The following is a 21,038-nucleotide window of genomic DNA, read 5'->3' on the forward strand; positions in this document are numbered from 1 at the left end:
TGTGGCGATGAAAGCGAGGCCCACCCGAGCTGTCGTGGCCGTGATTCTCGCGTCCCACGACGCTCCGCGCCCCTCCGATCGCGTGGATCGATTCGAGAAATCGGAGATCGGGTCTGGATAAGTACTAGGACTTCCTAGTACTTTGGGGGCATGACGATGACGGAGCCACAGCAGACGCAGCAGCAAGCCATGTCCGGTCGCGAGCGCTGGCAGCAGCGTTTCGACAACTCCCGGGTCCGTCAGGCGGACTTCACGACGCTCTCGGGTATGGAGGTCGACCCGGTCTACGGCCCGACCCCCGAGCAGGAGGCCGCCGACCCCGACTTCGAGCGCATCGGCTGGCCGGGCGAGTTCCCGTTCACCCGAGGCCTGTACCCCACCGGCTACCGCGGACGCACGTGGACCATCCGCCAGTTCGCGGGCTTCGGCAACGCCAAGCAGACCAACGAGCGCTACAAGATGATCCTCGGCCGCGGCGGCGGCGGTCTCTCGGTGGCGTTCGACATGCCCACCCTCATGGGACGTGACTCCGACGACGCGATGAGCCTCGGCGAGGTTGGTCACTGCGGCGTGGCCATCGACTCGGCCAACGACATGGACATCCTGTTCTCCGACATCCCGCTCGGCGACGTCACCACCTCGATGACGATCTCGGGCCCGGCCGTGCCGGTGTTCTGCATGTACCTCGTCGCCGCCGAGCGTCAGGGCGTCGACCCCGGCGTGCTCAACGGCACGCTGCAGACCGACATCTTCAAGGAGTACATCGCGCAGAAGGAGTGGCTGTTCTCTCCGGAGCCCCACCTGCGCCTCATCGGCGACCTCATGGAGTACTGCAACGCCGAGATCCCCGCGTACAAGCCGCTGTCGGTCTCCGGCTACCACATCCGTGAGGCGGGCGCGACGGCCGCGCAGGAGCTCGCGTTCACGCTCGCCGACGGCTTCGGCTACGTCGAGCTCGGCCTCTCCCGCGGTCTCGACGTCAACTCGTTCGCGCCCGGCCTGAGCTTCTTCTTCGACTCCCACGTCGACTTCTTCGAGGAGATCGCCAAGTTCCGCGCGGCGCGTCGCATCTGGGCGAAGTGGCTGCGCGACGTCTACGGCGCGACCAGCGAGAAGGCGCAGTGGCTGCGCTTCCACACCCAGACCGCGGGCGTCTCGCTCACCGCGCAGCAGCCGCTCAACAACGTCGTGCGTACCGCCACCGAGGCGCTCGCCGCAGTGCTCGGCGGCACGAACTCCCTGCACACCAACGCGCTCGACGAGACCCTCGCGCTGCCCACCGAGCAGTCCGCCGAGGTCGCGCTGCGCACCCAGCAGGTCATCATGGAGGAGACCGGCGTCGTCAACGTCGCCGACCCGCTCGGCGGCTCGTGGTACGTCGAGGCGCTCACCGACAAGATCGAGGCCGAGGCCGAGCGCATCTTCGACTCGATCCTGCGCATGGGCACCAGCGGTCTGGGCTCGGCCGACAAGGAGGCGCTCGCCGAGGTCGTGCGCGCCAACGCCGGCAACAAGGGCGACGACGCGGTGTGGCCGATGACCTCGGGCATCCTGCGCGGCATCGAGGAGGGCTGGTTCTCCTCCGAGATCGCCGACGCGGCCTTCCAGCACCAGATCGCGCTGGAGAAGGGCGACAAGAAGGTCGTCGGCGTCAACTGCCACACCGACTCCGTCGCGAACGAGCTCGAGATCCTGCGCGTCAGCCACGAGGTCGAGAAGGAGCAGGTGCGTGAGCTCGACACGCGGCGCGCCGCCCGCAACGAGGACATCGCGGCCGACGCCCTGGCCCGGATGGTCGAGGTCTCCCGCACCAAGGAGAACATGATCCCGGCCATGCTCGACGCCGTGCGTGCCGAGTGCACCCTGGGTGAGATCTGCAACGCCCTGCGCGACGAGTGGGGCATCTACCGCGAGCCGGCCCGCTTCTGAGCGAGGTCGCGCACACGGATCGTGGCCCGGATCGAGGAGATGTCGTCGATCCGGGCCACGTTGTTCAAGTGTGTCGGCTTCATGTGGGCCGGCCCGTCGCCGAAGGGAACGACATGCGACGCCTTCCCCTCGTCCTCGGCCTCGTGCTGATTCCCGCCCCCGTGGTCGCGACGGCCCCGACGCCGGCCGCCGCCTCCGGCGCGGGCCGGGTCACGGTCTCGACCACCCGTGTCTCCCAGGACACCCTGCGCGATCCGGTGTTGCGCGGCACCGCCCCCGCCGGCAGCCGCCTCACGGTGCAGGTCCGACTCGGTGGTCGTTGGCGCGCCAACCGCCACCTCACCGCCGGACGGGACGGGAGGTACTCGGTGCCCCTGTCGTACGGCCGGGGAGCAGTCGCGACCTTCTCGCACCGCGTCGTCTCCGCCCAGGGGGCGGTGAGCCCGCTGGTCACGCTGAGGCGCACCGCGGTGCTCGCGCCTGCGGTGCGCCGGACCACCCGCGCGGACGTGGCGAAGACGTGGCGTCCGGGATGCCCCGTGCACTACTCCAGGCTCTCCACCGTCGAGATGAACCACTGGGGCTTCGACGGCCGCATGCATCGTGGCCGCATCGTCCTCGCCTCGACGGCGACGACGAGTGCGCTGCAGGCGTTCCAGGTCGGCATCTCCTCGAAGTTCCCCATCGCCGCGATGCGCGAGGTGTCGGCGTACGGCGGCAGCGACGAGCGGTCCATGGCCGCGAACAACACCTCTGCGTTCAACTGCCGGGCCATCACGAACGGCAAGGGGTGGTCGAAGCACTCCTTCGGCCGCGCGATCGACGTCAACCCCGTGCAGAACCCGTACATCTACAAGGGCACCGTCTCGCCCGCCGCGGGTCGGGCCTACCGGAACCGGGCCGACGTGCGGCCCGGGATGATGGTCGCGTCCAACCCGTTGACGAGGGCCTTCACGAGTCGTGGCTGGACGTGGCTGTCGAGCTACGACTACCAGCACGTGGAGAAGTAGGGCGCGTTCTCGCTCGTGATCGCTCGGTCGGAGCGCTGCCCGACTGTGCCCGGCGACGGTGGTTCGGCAAGAATGCAGACATGACCGAACAGCCTCCGATCCGTTCCTCCGCTCTTCGTGGTGCCGTCGACCTCTCCTCACTGGGTAAGGGTCCGAAGAACGACGCGCCCGGGTCGTCGCAGCCCGGCTCGATCCGGGTGGACGCCGACGAGGCGTCGTTCGAGGAGCTCATGCTCGGCACCCGCGAGGTTCCCGCGCTCGTCGTCGTCTGGTCGGCGTCGCACCCGGAGACCGAGGCCGCCGTGCGCAACGCGGTCACGGCGGCGGAGCGGCTGCAGGGGCGCCTGCGCGTCGTCGCGGTCGACGCCGACGCGCAGCCCCGGCTCGCGCAGGCGTTCCAGGTGCAGCAGTTGCCGTTCACCCTGGGTGTCATCGCCGCCCAGCCGGTGCCGCTGTCGCCGGGCGTCATCCCCGTCGACCAGCTCCTCCCGGCGCTCGAGCAGCTTCTCGAGGTCGCGGCCCAGAACGGTGTGACCGGTCGCGTCGTCGCCGGCGAGGGGGAGCAGGAGCCCGAGCCCGAGCCGCTCTCACCCGAGCACCAGGCCGCGTACGACGCGATCGAGGCCGGTGACTACGGCGCTGCGGCGGCGGCTTACGAGGCCGCGCTCAAGAAGAACCCCAAGGACGCCGACGCGGCGGCCGGTCTCGCTCAGGTCTCGCTCATGCAGCGCACCGAGGGCGCCGATCTCGCCTCCGCGCGCGATGACGCGGCGTCTCGGCCCGACGACATCGACGCCCAACTCCTCGTCGCCGACCTCGACGTGCTCGGCGGGCATGTCGAGGACGCGTTCTCGCGGCTCGTCGACCTCGTGCGCCGTACCGCCGACGAGGACCGCGAGAAGGTCCGCACCCGTCTGGTCGAGCTCTTCGAGGTCGTCGGTGCGCAGGACGAGCGGGTCGTCAAGGCTCGTCGCGCGCTCATGAGCGCACTGTTCTGAGCCTCCGGACGTTCCGCCGGCCACCCGGGTCCACTCGGGCCGAGTGGAGCGCGGAGGACGTGGAAGATGGGATGGCAGCGGGAACGGGGTGATCACCCCCATCCGGCTGCCATCACGTCTTCCATCCCATCTGCCGTCACGGTAGGAGACACCACCGGGTGGGACGGGCGAGGCGCGTAGACCGGCTCGCTCGTCAGACGCCGCGGGCGTGGAGTACGAAGTCCCACGCCACTCCGGTGAATCGGCGGGTCGGGCGCCAGATCGCGCGCAGCTCGCGCCGCAGTGACGCCCCGGCCAGGGGCACGACTCGCACGAGGCCCTCGCGCCGGGCCGCCTCGATCGCGTGCGTCGACACGACGGCCGGGCCGATGCCGGCGGCGACGCTCTGCACGATCGCCGCCGTACTCGACAACTCCATGACCGGCGCCGCGACCTCGCGACCGGCGAGAAGGTCGTCGATGGTCTGCCGGGTGCCGGAGCCGGGCTCACGGACCACCAGCGGTGTGACGGCGAGTTCGTCGAGTGTCACCTGCGCCCGGTGCGTCCACGAATGTCCCGGGGCGACGATGACGACGAGCTCGTCGCGGTCCACCACCGTTCCGTGCAGCGTCGGCGGGCGGCCCGGCGACTCGATGAAGCCGACGTCGAGCTCGCCGGATTCCACCGCGGCGACGACGTCGGTCGAGTTCATCACCCGAACACGTACCTGCACGTGCGGATGGACCTCGCGAAACGAGGTCAGCCAGCGGGGGACCAGGTGTTCGCCGATCGTCAGGCTCGCGCCGACGAGCAGGTGTGAGTCGAGATCCTCGCGCAGGGAGTCGGCGCCCGCGGCGAGAAGGTCGAGGGCCGCGAGCACCGGCTCGGCCCAGTCGACGACGAGCCGGCCGTGTGCCGTCAACCGCGATCCGGTGGGACTGCGGTCGATGAGAGACAGCCCGAGATCGCGTTCGAGCCGCGCGAGAAGGCGGCTGGCGTTGGGCTGGGCGAGACCGAGCGATCGTGCGCCCGCCCCGACGCTGCCGGTCTCGGCCACCGCGGCGAGCAGGGCGAGACCGGCGATGTCCGGGCGGCGCGAGGTCATGCACGAATGATATGGGCTCATTCGAAAGAGGGTGCTAGCGCCGCCGGAGGCGCAGGAGCAGCGTGGACGGGGTGACATCCGTACGCAGAGACCGCCCCGCCACGTCGGGTCCGACACCACGCGCGACGACGCCGACGCGCCGTCTCGCCCCGGGGCTCGCGCTCGCCACCGCAGCGGCGCTCGTCGCGTATGGGGTGAACCTCCTGCTGCCGACGGTCAGCGCGCTGCTCGTCGCGATCCTCATCGGCGTCGCGCTCACCAACCTCGTGCGTCTACCCGAGGCCACCGCGCCGGGCCTCGCGATCGCCTCGAAGCGAGTGCTGCGCGTCGGCATCGTCCTGCTCGGCCTTCAGGTCTCGTTGCTCGACATCGCGGGGCTCGGGGCCGGGATCGTCGGTGTCGTCCTCGCGGTCGTCGTGGGCGGTCTCGTCGTCGCCGAGGTGGTCGGGCGCCGGCTCGGGATCGTCCCCGCGCAGCGCAGCCTCATCGGGGCCGGGTTCTCCATCTGCGGCGCCGCGGCCGTCGCGGGCGTCGAGGGCGTCATCGACGACAAGCGTGAGGAGGACGTCGTCACCGCGCTCGCCCTCGTCGTCCTCTTCGGCACCCTGATGATCCCGCTCGTGCCGCTGCTGGTGACGCTCCTCGGCCTCGACCAGCAGACCGCCGGGCTGTGGGCCGGCGGATCGATCCACGAGGTGGCCCAGGTCGTCGCCGCCGCCGGGATCATCGGTGGCCCGGCGCTCAAGACGGCCGTCGTCGTCAAGCTCGCACGAGTGCTCATGCTCGCGCCGGTCGCCGTGTGGTTCGGGTGGCAGACGCGGCGGCGTGCCGGCGCGGTCACCGCCGACGCGGACGGCGAGCGCCACCTGCCCCCGCTCGTGCCACTGTTCGTCGTGGGGTTCCTCGTCGCCGTCGTCGTGCGCACGACGGGGGTCGTGCCGGCCGAAGTGCTCGACGTGCTCAAGGTCGCGCAGACCCTTCTGCTCGCCGCGGCGATGTTCGCGCTCGGCTGCGGTGTGCGCTTCGCGACGCTCAAGACCGTGGGCGGGCGGCCGTTCGTGCTCGCGACCGCGACCACCGTCGCCGTCGCCCTCATCGCGCTCGGCGGGGTGCTCCTCGTCTCGTGAGGCGCACCGGTCGCGGCACGGTGCCGGTCGCGCCCGCCCGCTCAGCCACCCGGCCGGGAGGCCAGAACGCGCTCGAGTTCGGCGACCAGCACGAGGTCGCCGGTGCGGTGGATCGCCCCGATCGGGGGGCGTCCCCAGAAGGTGCACACGAGATCCTCGGCCGTGCCCGTGACGATCGCCGAGGGACGCACGGTGCCGTCGGCCGGGTCATGGTCGGCGACGTCGATGCCCGAGGCGTTGGGACCGACCGTGACGAGCCACGTCGTTCCGGTGTCGGAGGCGACGACCCGCAGGCGGCGGGTGTCCTCATCCCGACCGTTGTCGCGCGTACCCGACGCGGCCGGGCAGAACGTCGCGATCAGACGCAGCACCTCGTCGACACCATCTGCTGCGAGCATCGGATCGACGAGGGTGCGGGCGCTGCCGTCGGGCGCCGCGGTGAGTTCGGCGTCCATGCGATGGATACAGGCCTCGTGCGCCTGACGGCGGAGGACGAAGCCCACCGTCTGCTCCGGAGACCATGACCACGCCGGTTCGTCCGGCGAGCGGTCCCGCAGCGCGTCGACGAGCCGGGCCGTGGCGTCACGCAGCAGCTCGAGCAGGGCTTCGTGGCTCTCGGCACCCGGCAGCGGATCATGCTCTCGCAGCGCGTCGACCTGGGCCTTCTCGGTCAGGCCCTCCCGCACGACCCCTCCCCAGAAGTGCTGGACGACCGCAAGGTGATGGATGAGCTCGTCGGTGTTCCAGGCGGGGCAGGTCGGCACGCGGGCATCGCCGGGGATGTCGGTGAGCGCCTCGGCGAATCGGGCAGAGTTCGACTCGATCGCCTCGAGATACCGGTCCGGGGTCAGTCCCGTCGAGGTGTGCTCGCTCATGTGGACCACCCTTCCACCCGCGGTGTCGTCGTGCACCCTCTTCGCGCGCTCGGTGCTCGACGTCGGGCTCGCCGCCGCCTCACGGTGCGTCGGGTCGCGTCACCGTGCCGTCGGCATCGCCGGATCGCTCGTCGGGCGCCTCGACCACCGCCTCGTCGGCACGACGCACGATCTGCGCCGCGATGGCCTCGGCGTCGTCGTCGGAGACGCCCAGACCGACGGCGTCGGTGTCGAACTCGTCGCCGAGTCGGACGAGGTGTACGGGCGTGGGGGAGGCGAAGTCGAGATACGCCTCGAGATGCTCCAGCGGCACGTCCTCGGCGACGACCGCGTCGTACCCGGCCAGGCGAAAACTGTCGGCGAGCGCGATGCCCGCGGTGTAGCGCAGGAAGCGCCGTTCCATCTCGTCACGACCGCTCGCCCCGGCGTCGGAGCTCGAGAACATCGCCGCGACCACGGCACCGTCGACGGAGGCGGCGCGAGGAAGCGCCGCCGACAGCGCGCGGGCCACGTCGTCGGCGCCGGGGCCGGTGATGAGGAAGAACCGGCCCTCGGTGCTGTCGGTGCTGTCGGTGTTGGCTGTGTTGTCATCGGAGGGGTTCACGGAGTCGGGATCGCTGCTCACAACGCGCCTTTCGTCGGGGACTTCACCCTGCCACGAGCCACCGACAAGCCGCCGTCAGCCGGCCTGCGGATCGGGGTCGGCCAGCGGCTTCCAGCCGGGAGCCGAGAGGGTGAGGAAGGCGCGGGCGACAAGCGGAGTCGCTTCCAGGCGGTCCTCGATGGCCTGGATGCGGGTCTGCAGCACGGATTCGGTGTCGTCGAGGGAGAGGTCGACCGCCGCGATGATCAGCACCTTCGACGGTCCGACGTACTCCATGTGGAGGAACGTCACCACGTCGATCTCGGGGTTGTCGTAGAGGGCCGCGAGGACCTTCTCTCGCGTGGCCGCGCTGACCTGTTGGCCGACGAGGAACGCGACGTTGCGCTGGATGAGAACGAAGGCGACGACACCGAGCAGGACGCCGACGAGGATCGACCCGATCGCGTCGTAGATCGCGTCGCCGGTGATCTCGTGGAGAGCGAGTCCGCCCGCGGCGAGCAGGATGCCGATCAACGCGGCCGCGTCCTCGAAGAACACGGCCCGCAGCGTCGTCTGCGACGTGTCGAGGATGTACCGCATCGGGTGCAGCCCCGCCTTATGAGCCGAAGACCGCGTCTGCCTCAGCGCCTGCGAGAACGAGACCCCCTCGAGAACGAACGAGATGGCGAGCACGATGTAGCTCAGCAGGTAGTCCGCACCCTCGCCCTCGGCGTGCAGCTCCGAGATGCCGTGCGTGATCGACAGGATCGAACCCGCGACGAAGAGGCCGAACGCCGCGATCATCGACCACACGTACGCGGCGCGTCCGTAGCCGAAGGGGTGGGACTCGTCGGCCGGCTTGGTCGCGCGGCGTTCGGCGATGAAGAGGAAGATCTCGTTGCCGGTGTCGGCCCAACTGTGCGAGGCCTCCGCCACCATGGACGCCGAGCCCGACACCACGGCCGCCACCGTCTTCGCGATCGCGATGAGCGCGTTCGCCCCCAGCGCGATGAGGACGGTGAGCAGGCTGCCGGAGGACTCGCCCTTGCCCCCGCTCCCGCCGGTCGTCGTGGAAGCCGTGTCGGAGGCCGCCGCGTGCCCGCCTCGTTCCTTCGAGTTCGTCACGGACGACGACGCTACCGCGACTCCGCGTGACCGGCGCTTCGCGGCGTGGGCGCGGACCGGCCGGGGGCTCTCGGTTCGTTCGGGCTGGGGCGTGAGGCGCATCCAGGCGCACCGCGGGGGCGGCTCGGCCGCGTTCGTGCGAAGTCCGTGCGGGGCTTGACACGGCGTGGTCCACTGGTCGTTGTTACCGGCACGTCACCGCGCGGTGAGTTCGCACCGGGGAGGTCCGTATGGTCGGCAGGCGCATCGCCGCGTCGGGTCGGGTCGGGCATGCCATGGCCGCCCTCGACGCGCTGACCTCGGCGCTCGAGCCGCCGTTCGCCGTCGTCGATCTCGACGCGTTCGACCGCAACGCCGCCCGACTGGTCGAACGCGCGGCCGGCACGCCGATCCGGGTGGCGAGCAAGTCGGTGCGGTGCCGTTCTCTGATGATTCGCGCGTTGCGGCACGAGGGGTTCCGCGGAGTCCTCGCGTTCTCCCTGCCCGAGGCGCTGTGGCTCGTGGCTGGCGAGGGGGAGACTCTTGCCGCCGGCCACGACGTCCTCGTCGCCTACCCGAGCGTCGACCGCTCGGCGCTCGCCCGCCTCGCCGCGGACGAGGAAGCGCGCCGCCGGGTCACCGTCATGGCCGACTGTCACACCCACCTCGATCTGGCGAGCGCCGCGATGCGCGAGCACGGCCGCGGTGACGCGCCGCTGCGGGTGTGTCTCGACGTCGACGCCTCCTACCGCATCGGTCGCGTCCACGTCGGCGCCCGGCGTTCTCCGCTGCGCACCGAGAGCGACGTCGTGCCGCTGCTGCGACGCCTGGTGGACTCCGACGTCCTCGCCCCGGCGGGGCTGATGTTCTACGACGCGCAGATCGCGGGGATCGCGGATTCGAATCGCCTCATCCGCGAGGTCCAACGACGCTCGGCGGCCGAGTTGGCCGGGCGGCGCAGGCGCATCGTCGACGCCGCCAGGGCTGTCGCCGGCTCCGCTCTCCTCGTCAACGCCGGCGGCACCGGCAGCCTGCACGTCATGGGCATCGACACCGTGGTCACCGAACTCGCCGCCGGATCAGGGCTGTTCGCACCGCACCTCTTCGACGGCTACAGCTCCTTCGCCCCCGAGCCCGCCGCGTTCTTCGTCGCTCCCGTGGTTCGGCGGCCCGCACCGCGCATCGTCACCGTGCTCGGTGGTGGGTTGGTCGCCTCCGGTGCGGCCGGCAGGTCGCGGTTGCCCAAGCCGTGGTGGCCCGAGGGGCTGCGCCTCATCGGCGCCGAGGGTGCGGGCGAGGTGCAGACCCCGCTCGTCACGCCACATGAGACGGGTCTCGACGTCGGTGATCGCGTGTGGTTCCGCCACGCCAAGGCGGGCGAACTCTGCGAACGCTTCGATCATCTGCACCTCGTCGCCGCCGGAGACCTGGCAGGCACCACCCCCACCTACCGAGGAGAAGGACGATGCTTCGGATGAACGACGCACCCGGTTCGTGGTCCAACTGGGCCGGCAACGTCACGTGCCGCCCTGGCCGCGTCGAGTACGCGACGACGGCGATCGAGGTGGCCGACGTGCTGCGGCGCGCACGTGATGCAGGGCGGCGGGTGCGTCCGGTCGGATCGGGGCACTCGTTCACCCCCTGCGCCGAGACGGACGACGTCATGCTCGACGTCGCCGCCATGACCGGCCTCGACGGGGTCGAGCACCTGGAGGCGGCCCCGCCCGGAGCCCGACCCGAGACGTGCGCCCGCGTATGGGTGCGGGCCGGCACGACGCTGGGCGCGCTCAACAGCGTGCTCGCCAGTCTCGGGCTGGCGATGCCCAACCTCGGCGACGTCGACGGGCAGACGCTCGCCGGGGCGGTCTCCACCGGCACGCACGGCACCGGTCTGCACTTCACCGGGCTGGCCGGCTTCGTCTCGGCGCTGCGCCTCGTTCTTGCGGACGGTTCGCTGGTCGAGTGCTCCCGGGAGGAGCAGTCCGACCTGTTCCACGCCGCGCTCGTGGGGCTGGGTGCGTTCGGCGTCGTCGTCGCGTTGCGGGTCGACTGCGTGCCCGCGTTTCGCATGCGAGCCGAGGAGCGGCCGGAGAGCCTCGACGCCGTGCTCGATCGCATCGAGACGTTCCCCACGGAGGCCGACCACGTCGAGTTCTTCTGGTTCCCCGGCACCGATCGCGTCGCGGCCAAGTTCAACACCCGTCTGGCCGCCGACGACGACAGCGGCCGACCGCTGCCGGCGTGGCGGCGTCGCCTCGAGGACGAGCTGTTGTCGAACGACCTGTACGAGGGCGTCAACCGGCTCGGAGCCACGATGCCGCGGCTCGTCCCGGCCCTCAACGCGATCAGCGCGAGGTCGCTCTCGGCCCGCACGTACACGGCCGCTTCGGCCGACGTCTTCGTCTCGCCGCGACGCGTGCGGTTCCGGGAGACCGAATACGCCCTGCCCATCGAGGCCGCCGGCGAGGTCGTTCGCGAGCTCCGCCGTGAGCTCGATCGTCGTCGGATGCCGGTGACGTTCCCGCTCGAGGTGCGCTTCGCCGGCGCCGACGACGCATGGCTGTCGACCGGCTTCGAACGTCGCAACGTCTACGTCGCCGCCCACCAGTACGTGCGTGCCGACCACCGGGCGTACTTCGAGGTCGTCGAGGACGTCTTCGCCGCGTACGAGGGACGGCCGCACTGGGGCAAGATGCACCGCCTCGACGCCGCTCGACTCGGTGAGCTCTACCCACGATTCGCCGACGCCTGCCGCGTCCGGGCCCAGGTCGACCCCGACGGACTCCTACGCAACCCCTACCTCGACCGCGTCCTGGGCCCCATCGACGCCTGAGCACCCAACGCGCCGAGACAGCCGTCGTTTCCGCCTCACGTCTCGGGATTCGGTCACGAGTCTCGTCGATTCCGGAAACGACGGCTGTCTCGGCGGTGGTGTGGGCCGGTGGGGCCCCGAGCGCCGGCGCACGCGCGCAGAGCCCGACATGGAAGATGGGATGGCAGCGAAAGTGGGGTGAACACCCCAGATCTGATTCCATCCCATCTGCCACCTTGTGGATTCACGCCGACAGGGCGGTCTGGGGCGGCGGCTGTCCCGTCAGGGCGGGACTCACGTCAGCGCCGAATGCGGCACCCAGCCCTCCCGGCCGTCGCGGTCGCGACACCACGACCAGGCACTCGGATCGTCGGAGCGCAGGACCTCGACGAGATCGCCGGTCCCTACGGGAAGCTCCTGTGTGTCGTAGTCGTCGCAGACGATCGCCTCGGGCCGCGACGCGTCGAGGTGTCGCTCCGGCACCCAACCCTCACCGTTCGTGGTGACGACGAAGACGAACGCCGGCCACTCGGGCGAGCGCTCACCGACACGCACGCATTCGCCCGGCCGAACGCGGATCGCCCGACGACTCGGGATGTCGTGGTCGTGCAGCACGCGGATACTCACGATCGTGCCTCTCGGGTGGGCAACACTGCGATCACGTCCATCCGTTCGACGAGGCCGGTGACGGCTCGGGGTCGGAGACGTGCGCTGACCCGAGATCCCAGTCGCGGAGACGACCTTCCCGGCGCTCGTTCGGCACCGGCGCCTGGTGCGCGCTTCACGAAGCTCCGAGCATGCCGGGCGCGGGATCCCGTCATGGCCACATCCTGGCAGCGGAGACGCCGTCGGAGGGGTCGAGCGGTCCTGGTGGCCCGCTTACCAGCCGGGAAACGGTGGGACGCCATCGGTGCGTCGCGGGAAGGCCGGCGCGGCCACCCGACTCAGCCCGGGCGCGAGAACTCGGACGCAGCGCCACCCGGTCGGGGCGACATCGGGCGTCGTCAGGTCGACGACCCACCAGGGGCGGTCTCCCCGGGCCGGGGCCGAGTCGGGGAGCGGTTCCTCCCACCGCCGCAGCCCGGAGACGAACTCGAGAGTCCTTGCGACGCTACGGGGGTCGAGACCGACCTGGAGCGAGGCCAGCGGATCGGTGCCGGCACGCAGCGCCGCGGAATCGGGGGTCGGGGCGTCACCGAGGTAGGCCCGATCGGCGCGATGGGGCAGGACGCCGGGCGGTGGCCCACCCGAGAAGCGCCCCGGATCGTCGAGGAGGGTGCGAGCGAGCGAGTGCTGCCAGAGCGCACGGGCCGAGGCCTCCGCCGGCGTCGGTGCGGCCCCGAGGGTGACGACCGGCGACTCCCGCGTCGAGAACTTCGGCATCGAAGACCCCTCCATCGAAGACCCTGCCACCGAGGCCTCCGCCGGCGTCGGTGCGGCCCCGAGTGTGACGACCGGCGACTCCCGCGTCGAGAACTTCGGCATCGAAGACCTCTCCATCGAAGACCCTGCCACCGAGGCCTCCCGCACCGACGACTCCGGCACCGAAGCCTCCCGCACCGAGGACCCAGGCAACGAACAGGCCACCGCGAGGGCGACCCGGCGGCCTCCGGAGGCGGGCAGCGAGCGGACATCGACCGTGACGCCGGGACCCTCCGGGACAGGGGCCGTCTCGATGGCCGCCGGCACCCGGCCCTCCCACCAGGTCACGAGCGCGTCCTCGCAGATCAGTGCGGCCCACGCCGCGTCGATCGCGGCGTCGAGGCCGATTCCCGCACCGAGGCCGCTCATGTTCATCGGACCGATGGGCGGCTCGTCGGGGTGGGCGTCGAGAAAGCGCACCGGCACCTGTGCGTACGGAACCCACCCCGCCACCGGCCCGCCGCTGTCGCCGTGCCGCCACCCGCGGCACCACCGCATCACGTCGGCGGGCCCGGCCCGCACGAACGGTGACGCCGGATCGTCGACGACCTCCGCGGCGGGCCCGTCGAGCTCCTCGACCCGCAACACCGGCGCACCCTCTGCCCGCAACGCGTCCCACGAGGCGGAGCGGACCTCGAGCTGACCGCCGTCCTCACCGCACCACGTGCGCACGGCCGCTGCCACGCGCACCGCCGGATCCGGCCCGCCGCCGCCGACGAGCTGCGGCGCCGGCGCCCACGCGTCGACGCCTTCCCGGGGCGGCATCCGCACCTGGTCGTGCACGAACGCCTCGGGCAGCCCGAAACGGCCCGGGACGCGGTGCACCTCGAGCGGGGTCGCGAACAACGACACCTCAGGCATGGGGCATCGGAAAGTGATTGAGCTCGTCCTCGTCGAGAAGCCGGTCGGTCCATCCGAGCCGGTGGGCCAGCTCGGGGACCCGGCCGCGACCGAGGAACGGGAAGGCCGCGGGCGCGTTGCCGATCGTGCCGGGCACGAGCACGCGCACGACGGCCATCCCCGTACTCGCCACGTCGGGGGTCGTGAGATCGACCACAACGACCTCGTAGCCGGCCGATTCGACGGCGGCCCGGTAGGCGCCCAGCGAGCGCTCCGACAGGGCCGACGTCGCCGACATCGGCCGACTCGCGGGCGGCTCCAGCAGATGCCGCATCCGCTCCGCGGCCCGCGGGTCGAGGTACACCTGCTGCTGGACCATGAGGTCGTCGCAGTCGTGCATGTCGGCGCGGAAGTCGTCGAGGTACGCGCGGTCGGCGCGCCACGGCTTGAACGCCCGGCCGTTGAGCTCTCCGCTCGCCATGACGCCCCAGTGCAGGCCGTCCATGCGAAGCAGGTCACGCGACCCCTCCTGCAGGGTGAGCGCCTCGGTCCACGCCTTCGCCGCCGCGACCTGCGCGTCGTGCCGCGCGGAGAACCCGATGTTGACGAGCCGGTCGACGTCGTCGTGCACCGTGGCCCCGACGACCGGTACGGGGATGTCGCAGTCGATGTGGATCAGTCCGTGCCGCTGCCGACGCGGATCGGTTCCGTCCCAGAGCTGCTCCAACTCGTCGGTCGCCACGAGACCCGGCAGCACGTGACCGCTCAGCCACCAGAGCATCGTCGCGTGGCGCTCGACGACCTCCTCGAGCCCGCTCATCACGGCGAAGTCGAGGTCCGGTCCTGCGGCGATGCCGGCGAACGCGCAGAAGTTCGTCAACGGCGAGCCGGCGTAGCCCGCCGCGTACCAGTTGACGTAGACGAGCGAGGCCGGCACGAGCACCTCGGTGTCACGGCTCAGCGAGCGCCCCGGAACCCAGTGCACCCGGGTCTGCCGGGTCAGGGGGACGAAGGGAAAACCGCGTGCCGCGTACTGACGGTCCGAGTACAGCACGAGCGTGTCCGGATCGAGCGCGGGGATGCCGCGTCGTCGCAGCTCGTCCCACGAGGCGTGGCGGACGGGCAGGGTGTCGAGGATGTTCGCGCAGTAGCGCTCGATCGACTCCCCGAGCGGAGAACGGCCCGCGAGGTCGGCGTCGCCGAAGACGGACCCCTGGCACAGCGTGTTGTTGGCCCACCTGCTCACGGCCCGGATGTCGGCGACGTCGCACTGCCGCGTGACGAGTGACGCGGGCACCGACGCATCGTGGGTGATCGTGCGGGTCCGCACGACGAGGCCCGTGAGCTCGTCGACGAGATCCTCCGGCCGGTGCACGCGGTGGCGGGTCACGGATCCGGGCATCGGCAGCACCGGGTGCTCGGTGACGACCGGATCCCCGGACTCCCAGCGGACGCGGAGGAGGACGTCGCCGGCACTCCTCGCGCCGAGCATGAGAGCGAGCAGGAGCAGACCCGGGACGTCGGCGGGCGCCGGGCCGCAGTCGCCGGTCAGGGAAGGGGTGCGCAGCGCGCGGTGGACGCGCCGATCGTAGGCGGCGGCGCAGCGACGGCCGACGAGGTCCTCGTAGGAGGCACCCTCGCCCGGGGTGACCCGCGGTCCGGCGAGGACGACACCTCGCCCGAGCTCGACCGGCAGCCAGTCCACCCGCATGTCGTGGCACCAGCGGTCGACGTCGACGAGGTCGGGGTCGCTCGGTCCGTGGGTGAGGACGACGAGCAGCCGCCTCGTGCCGAACGCCTCGTTGACCGCCGCGCGGCCGGTCGCCGCGGAGAAGCGCACGTCCCATCCGAGCGCCTCGACCTCCGGCCGGATCGCCTCGGCCACGGCCGTGTCTCCGGCGACGAGCAGCGGCGTCGCGGGCGGCGCCAGGCGCGCGGCCACGTCCTGCACTCCGACGGCGAGCGTGCCCGGTTCGAACGCCCCGCAGCCGACGAGCTTCTCGCGCACTCCGGCAGCGGCCCGCGCGAGGTCGGGATCGAGCGCGCCCGCCGGCGGTGCCTCGGTCTCGCGCCCTCCGGCGGCGGCCCGCGCGAGGTCGGGATCGAGCGCGCCCGCCGGCGGTGCCTCGGTCGTCCCGCTCGTCCATAGGTCGAGGAGGCGCAGCACGTCGTCGGCCCGCAACGGCAGGACATGGTGGCGCCCGTCGGGGGTGGACAGGACGCTCGCGTGCGCGTCGAGGGCGCGGACGTCGACGCGGGCGCGCGGCGGCGCGACGGCGGGGGCAGGGACGCCGGTGGGGGCGGCGGACGTGGTCATCGGTGGGGCCTTCCACGAGCGGGAGAATGGGCGGTGGGCTCCCGGCCGATTGCGCCGGCCGGGAGCCCACCGGGTCGACGATCACGCTCAGCTCCAGGAGAAGCTGGTCGCGACGTGTCCGTGGTGGTTCGAGTTCGGGGCGAGGACGGCCTGCTCGGACCGCTCCTCACGCACCTCGACCATCTGGATCGTGGGCATCGTGTTCACCTCCTTCCTGCTCGTCGGTCGTGGGTGTCCCCGACGCGCCGTCGTGGAGGACCGCGGCGTACCGCGGCTCCGTACGCATCAGGTCGTCGTGGGCGCCGGTGGCGGCGATGCGCCCACCGGCGAGGAAGAGGGCGCGTTCGCACCCGGCGATCGTCGTCGGGCGGTGGCTGACGACGACCGTCGTGCGACCGCGGCGTCGCCGGTCGAGGGCGGCGAGCAGGTCGGCCTCGGTGAGCGCGTCGACGTCGGCGGTCGGCTCGTCGAGGACGAGGACGACGGGGTCGGCGAGCAGCCCGCGGGCCAGCCCGAGGCGTTGGCGTTGCCCGCCCGACCAGGATCGGCCCGCCTCGGCGACGACGGTGTCGAGCCCGTCGGGCAGTGCTCGCACGTGACCGGCGAGGCCGACGTCGCGCAGCGCCGCCCACATCGCCTCGTCGCCGTGACCGACGCCCGCGAGATCGAGGTTCTCGCGCACGGTGGTGCGAAAGACGTACGGCCGCTGCTCGACGAGGACGACCGCCGAGCGCGTCGCCTCGCGGGACACGGTCGCCAGATCGCGTCCGTCGAGCCGGACGCACCCGGTTGCCGGGTCGATGAGCCGCGTCAGTGTGTGGACGAGCGTCGTCTTGCCGGCCCCGCTCGCGCCGACGACGGCCACGTGCTCGCCGGCGCCGACGACGGCCGAGAGATCGTGCAGCACGTCGCGTTCGGTGTCCGGATAGCGCACGGTGATGCGGTCGACCTCGAGGCGCCCCGGTCCGACGAGATCGGCGAGGGCGGCGTCGCGTCCGCCGTCGCGTCCTGTTGCGTGGGGGACGACGTCGCGTCCGACACCCTCGGCGGTGGCGTCGTCACGGCTCGCAGGAGAGGCCGTGACGATCCCGACGATCCGGGAGGCGGCAGCCGACATCTCGCCGAGGCGCTGGATTCCGGCCGTGGCGATGACGATGCAGACGAGTCCCGCACCGGCGAGGGCGGTCGCCGGTGGGAGATCCTGCGGGGCGAGGTCTCCGGTGGCCACGCGTGCGGTGCACCCGACGAGCACACCGATGGTGACGAGCGCAGCGACGAACTCGGTCGCGGCCTGCTCCCCGGCGAGCCGCAGCGCGATGGCGCGCCGCGCGGACTGCACGTCGGACGTGCCCCGGCGGATCTGCTCGTGATGTCGCCCGAGCAGCCCGAGAAGAACGATCTCGCGGGCGCTGTGGCGCGCCTCGACGGCCACGGCCGACAGTTCGGAGACGGTGTGCCGCAGGCGTGCCCCCTGCCGCGCCGCCGGCACCGCGGTGAGCACCGGGACGGCGACGAGCAGGAGCTGTCCGGCAGGGACGAGCAGCCCGACGGGACCGAGCCACCCGACGGCGACGGCCGACACGACGACCGCGACGATCGACGAGGCGACCCATTGCGCGACCGTGTGGGCGTAGAACCACTCGAGGGCCTCGGCGTCCGACATCGCGGCCGCGGCGACCTCACCCGAGCGGCGCCGTCGGAGTCCGAAGGGGACGAGGCGGCGCAGGGCCCGGTGCAGCTCGGCGCGCACGGAGTCGATGACGCGGTAGGCGAGCACGTGCGCAAGCCACATGTCGGCCCAGCCGAACACGCCGACGAGCATGACGGCCACGGTGAGCGCGACGATGACCGCGACGGCACGGGGATCGCCCGTCGCCACGGCGGTCGCACCGCGGGCCCCGAGCACGGCGGCGGTGACGACCGCGAGCCCGGACGCGACCTCCACTACGATGACCTGCACGAACAGTGCGCGGTCAGCCCGCAGGTGGACACCCAGATCGACGAGCGGGCGCACGAGGGCGCCGACCGACCGGGGCGGCGCGACGAGGCTCACGCGGGCACCTCCGTCACACCGGCGAGCCGGGCGAAGCCGCCGTCGGCGCGGCGCAGGTCGGCGGCGAGGCCGGACTCGACGAGCCGCCCGTCGGCGAGGACGTGCACCCGGTCGGAGCCCCCCAGTGAGCCGAGCCGGTGGGTGACGACGAGGACGATCCGGTCGGAGCGGTGCGTGGCGAGGCGGGCGACGAGAGCGGCCTCGCTGCGCAGGTCGAGCGCCGAGGTCGCCTCGTCGAGGACGAGGACGGGCCGGTCCTGGCGCAGGGCGCGTGCGATGGCGACGCGCTGGCGCTGGCCGCCGGAGAGCAGGCCGCCGCGCTCCCCGGCCTGCGTGTGCAGGTCGAAGGTCGGGTCGTCGGTGCCGATCCCGGCGAGCCGGGCGCACACCGAGACGTCGTCGTCCCCGGCGGCGTCATCCGCCGAGACGTCGCCCGATGCGAGGTGGGCCTGCGAGTCCGACGACGCGTCGCCGAGTGCGATGTTGTCGGCGACCGTGCCGGCGAACAGCGCCGGGTCCTGGGGAACGGTGGCGACGAGGGAGAGCAGATCGGCTGCGGAGACGGGGGCGCCGTCGACGAGCACGGTCCCCTCCTGCGGCACGAGCAGGCCGGAGAGGATCGCGGCCAGCGTCGACTTGCCCGATCCGCTGATCCCGACGACGGCGTTCATACCGGACGTCAGGCGCAGGTCGACCTCGGAGAGGGCGGCGGCGTCGCCCCCCGGGTAGGTGAGGGTGAGCCCGACGCCGTCGATCCTCGCGCAGGCGCGCGGGGGCCGGGACAGCGTGTCGAGTCGCGCGGCCCCGGGTGTCCAGCAGCCGTGCGGCGACGCGGCATCGAGCACGTCGAGGATCTGCCGGCCGGAGTAGGTGCCCGCGTAGCCGGCGTGCCAGTGGTTCGCGAGGTCGCGCAGGGGGCGGACGAGCTCGGTCGAGAGCATGACGAGGGCGAAGACGACCGTCGGCGCGAGCCCGCGGCCCAGCGCCGCGGCGAGCGCGACGACCGGGACCGCCGACAGGGCGAAGGCCGAGAGGCCGGACTCGACGAGCGAGAGGCGCAGTTGCCCGAGCGTGCGGTCGAGCAGTGAGCGGGAGGCGCCCTCGAGGGTCTCCTGTCGCCGCGCGTCGGCGCCGGCGAGGACGAGCGTCGTCATCCCCGTCATCGAGTCGAGGAACTCGGCGTGCATGCGCCCGTAGGCGTCCCAGTGGTCCGCCCCGCGAGCGGCGAGCGCGCGATCCCAGAGCCGGGGCAGGAGGGGGAGGACGAGTACGGCGGCCACGGTGACCACACCAACGAGGGGGTCGACGGCGATGAGCACCGCGCCGACGACGAGGCAGGTGACGAGCACGGTGACCTGCTGAGGAAGGTAGCGGGAGAGGTACGGATCGAGATTCTCGACCCCGTCGACGACGAGCGCGTGGTCGGCGCCCGTCCGCCCGCGGACGTCGGCGGCGGAGCGTCGCACGAGGGCCTCGGCGAGGTCGGCCCGCAGCGTGAGCTTGACCCGCGTCATGAGTCGGGCGGCGGCGAGCTCGCGCAGCGCGACGAGGGTGGGCCGGGCAACGAGCACCGCGAGGAGACCGGCGAGCCAGGGGGCGACGCGGGCGCCGAGGTCGGCGGGGTCGCGGCCCCACGCGCCGACGATCCCGCCGAAGACCTGCGCCATCAGCAGGGCCTGGGCGACGAACGTCGCGCCGAGCAGCACACCGATCGCCGCGAGCGTCGCGGTCACGACGATCGCCCGCGGGCGGGAGCCCAGGAGCCGGAAGAGTCGGAGGTGAATCATCGCGTCCTAGGTGATATTGATTATCAAGTGCAGCAGACGCTAAGCGGTGTCGCGGGCAGGGTCAACACCGGGGTCCGGGCGGCGGCGACGATGATCGTCCTGCCGATTGCTCTCGTCCTGGCCTGCCTGTATGCGATCGCCTCCGGGGCCGCCGACCTCGGCGCGGGCGAGATCTGGGCGTCCGTGGCTGCTCGGATGGGCGTCGGATCCGACCCCCTCACCGCGCGGCAGCAGGCGATCGTCTGGGAGCTGCGGATGCCACGCGTGCTCGTCGGCGCGCTCGTGGGAGCGGCGCTGTCGGTGGGGGGCGCCACCCTGCAGGCGCTCGTGCGCAACGTGCTCGCCGATCCCTACCTGCTCGGTGTCTCCTCGGGCGCCGGCCTCGGCGCGGCCGGTGTCATCGCCCTCGGTCTCGGCGCCGCGCTCGGCGGGGTGACCCTCGTCGGCGGTGCGTTCCTCGGCGCCTGCCTCGCGGTCGTGCTCCTGCTCCTGCTCACCGGGCGAAGGGGCGCCGTCGCCGTCCATCACCTCGTGCTCGCCGGGCTCGTCGTCTCGTTCTTCCTCTCGGCCGTGACGAACCTCGTCGTCTCCGTCGCCGGCGACCGCGACACCGTGCGGGCGATCATGTTCTGGACCCTCGGCTCGCTGGCCCGCGCCGACTGGACCCACCTGCCCGTGCTTGCGCTCGTCGTGCTCGGGATGCTTGCCGCGCTCACGCTCATCGCGCGCCGGCTCGACGCGATCTCCCTCGGCGACGACGTCGCCCGTAGCCTCGGCACGGACCCCGGGCGTCTGCGCGTCCAGGCCACCGCGATCACCGCGATCGGGGTCGCGGCCGCTGTCGCCGTGAGCGGCGCCGTCGGGTTCGTCGGGCTCGTCGTGCCCCACCTCACCCGGAGCCTCGTCGGTGCCTCCCACCGGGTGCTGCTGCCGACGTGCGCCCTGCTGGGGGCTCTCGTCATCGTCGTCGGCGACACCCTGGCCCGCACGGTCCTCGCCCCTCGCGAACTGCCACTGGGCGTGCTCACCGCGCTCCTCGGCACGCCCCTGCTCATGGTCCTCGTCCGCCGCCAGGGCGAGCGTCCCTGACCGTCGCC

General features: G+C 72.2%; 16 protein-coding genes. 7 read left to right on the forward strand and 9 right to left on the reverse strand.

Going from position 1 to position 21,038, the window contains the following annotated elements; genetic code table 11:
• Positions 1-189: 189 nt before the first annotated feature.
• The 3 genes from icmA (at position 190) to BN1197_RS08125 (ending at position 3,937) form a co-directional block, all read left to right on the forward strand.
• Positions 190-1,929: a coenzyme B12-dependent isobutyryl-CoA mutase large subunit gene (icmA, locus tag BN1197_RS08115; RefSeq protein ID WP_040158235.1), complete on the forward strand. Its 1,740-nt coding sequence runs from the start codon at positions 190-192 to the stop codon at positions 1,927-1,929.
• Positions 1,930-2,042: 113 nt separating this feature from the next.
• On the forward strand, positions 2,043-2,939 hold the full coding sequence (locus BN1197_RS08120; RefSeq protein ID WP_141397247.1) for a M15 family metallopeptidase: 897 nt from the start codon (positions 2,043-2,045) through the stop codon (positions 2,937-2,939).
• Positions 2,940-3,019: 80 nt separating this feature from the next.
• Complete coding sequence (locus BN1197_RS08125) at positions 3,020-3,937, forward strand: co-chaperone YbbN (RefSeq protein WP_040158233.1); 918 nt, start codon at positions 3,020-3,022, stop codon at positions 3,935-3,937.
• A gap of 193 nt (positions 3,938-4,130) precedes the next feature.
• Here BN1197_RS08125 and BN1197_RS08130 read toward each other — a convergent pair whose 3' ends face one another.
• On the reverse strand, positions 4,131-5,021 hold the full coding sequence (locus BN1197_RS08130; protein WP_040158229.1) for a LysR family transcriptional regulator: 891 nt from the start codon (positions 5,019-5,021) through the stop codon (positions 4,131-4,133).
• Positions 5,022-5,083: 62 nt separating this feature from the next.
• On the opposite strand from BN1197_RS08130, the gene BN1197_RS08135 reads away from it, so the two are divergent.
• Positions 5,084-6,148: a YeiH family protein gene (locus BN1197_RS08135; RefSeq protein ID WP_052466241.1), complete on the forward strand. Its 1,065-nt coding sequence runs from the start codon at positions 5,084-5,086 to the stop codon at positions 6,146-6,148.
• Between the two features lie 41 nt (positions 6,149-6,189).
• Here BN1197_RS08135 and BN1197_RS08140 read toward each other — a convergent pair whose 3' ends face one another.
• The 3 genes from BN1197_RS08140 to BN1197_RS08150 form a co-directional block, all read right to left on the reverse strand.
• Positions 6,190-7,023, reverse strand: coding sequence for a maleylpyruvate isomerase family mycothiol-dependent enzyme (locus BN1197_RS08140; protein ID WP_052466240.1), 834 nt, complete (start codon positions 7,021-7,023; stop codon positions 6,190-6,192).
• A 79-nt stretch (positions 7,024-7,102) separates the two neighbouring features.
• Positions 7,103-7,627, reverse strand: a complete 525-nt coding sequence (locus BN1197_RS08145) for a hypothetical protein (RefSeq protein ID WP_217991171.1) — start codon at positions 7,625-7,627, stop codon at positions 7,103-7,105.
• Positions 7,628-7,702: 75 nt separating this feature from the next.
• Positions 7,703-8,731 (reverse strand): cation diffusion facilitator family transporter, encoded by a 1,029-nt coding sequence (locus BN1197_RS08150; protein WP_082043767.1) that lies wholly within the window; start codon positions 8,729-8,731, stop codon positions 7,703-7,705.
• 230 nt (positions 8,732-8,961) lie between these two features.
• Between BN1197_RS08150 and BN1197_RS08155 the strand changes: the two genes are divergently transcribed.
• Together BN1197_RS08155 and BN1197_RS08160 are read left to right on the forward strand one after the other, a co-directional pair.
• Positions 8,962-10,188, forward strand: a complete 1,227-nt coding sequence (locus tag BN1197_RS08155) for an alanine racemase (RefSeq protein WP_176489728.1) — start codon at positions 8,962-8,964, stop codon at positions 10,186-10,188.
• Entirely contained in the window at positions 10,176-11,543 is a 1,368-nt protein-coding gene (locus tag BN1197_RS08160) for a D-arabinono-1,4-lactone oxidase (protein ID WP_040158224.1), read from the forward strand. The genes BN1197_RS08155 and BN1197_RS08160 overlap by 13 nt, the downstream gene beginning before the upstream one ends.
• Positions 11,544-11,816: 273 nt before the next feature.
• On the opposite strand, the gene BN1197_RS08165 is transcribed toward BN1197_RS08160, so the two are convergent.
• The 5 genes from BN1197_RS08165 to BN1197_RS08185 form a co-directional block, all read right to left on the reverse strand.
• The gene (locus tag BN1197_RS08165; protein ID WP_040158220.1) at positions 11,817-12,149 is read right to left on the reverse strand and encodes an SH3 domain-containing protein; all 333 of its coding nucleotides are present in this window, start codon (positions 12,147-12,149) and stop codon (positions 11,817-11,819) included.
• 252 nt (positions 12,150-12,401) lie between these two features.
• Entirely contained in the window at positions 12,402-13,805 is a 1,404-nt protein-coding gene (locus tag BN1197_RS08170; protein ID WP_141397246.1) for a YcaO-like family protein, read from the reverse strand.
• The gene (locus BN1197_RS08175) at positions 13,798-16,101 is read right to left on the reverse strand and encodes a YcaO-like family protein (protein ID WP_052466250.1); all 2,304 of its coding nucleotides are present in this window, start codon (positions 16,099-16,101) and stop codon (positions 13,798-13,800) included. The genes BN1197_RS08170 and BN1197_RS08175 overlap by 8 nt, the downstream gene beginning before the upstream one ends.
• Positions 16,102-16,267: 166 nt before the next feature.
• Positions 16,268-18,154 carry an amino acid ABC transporter ATP-binding/permease protein gene (locus BN1197_RS08180; protein ID WP_040158288.1) on the reverse strand — a complete coding sequence of 629 codons (1,887 nt, stop codon included), beginning with the start codon at positions 18,152-18,154 and terminating at the stop codon, positions 16,268-16,270.
• Positions 18,151-19,941 carry an ATP-binding cassette domain-containing protein gene (locus BN1197_RS08185; protein WP_040158290.1) on the reverse strand — a complete coding sequence of 597 codons (1,791 nt, stop codon included), beginning with the start codon at positions 19,939-19,941 and terminating at the stop codon, positions 18,151-18,153. Before BN1197_RS08185 ends, BN1197_RS08180 begins: the two co-directional genes overlap by 4 nt.
• Positions 19,942-19,968: 27 nt before the next feature.
• Between BN1197_RS08185 and BN1197_RS08190 the strand changes: the two genes are divergently transcribed.
• Positions 19,969-21,030, forward strand: coding sequence for a FecCD family ABC transporter permease (locus tag BN1197_RS08190; protein WP_052466253.1), 1,062 nt, complete (start codon positions 19,969-19,971; stop codon positions 21,028-21,030).
• Positions 21,031-21,038 lie beyond the last annotated feature (8 nt).

Source organism: Mobilicoccus massiliensis (assembly GCF_000826525.2).
Lineage (GTDB): Bacteria > Actinomycetota > Actinomycetes > Actinomycetales > Dermatophilaceae > Mobilicoccus > Mobilicoccus massiliensis.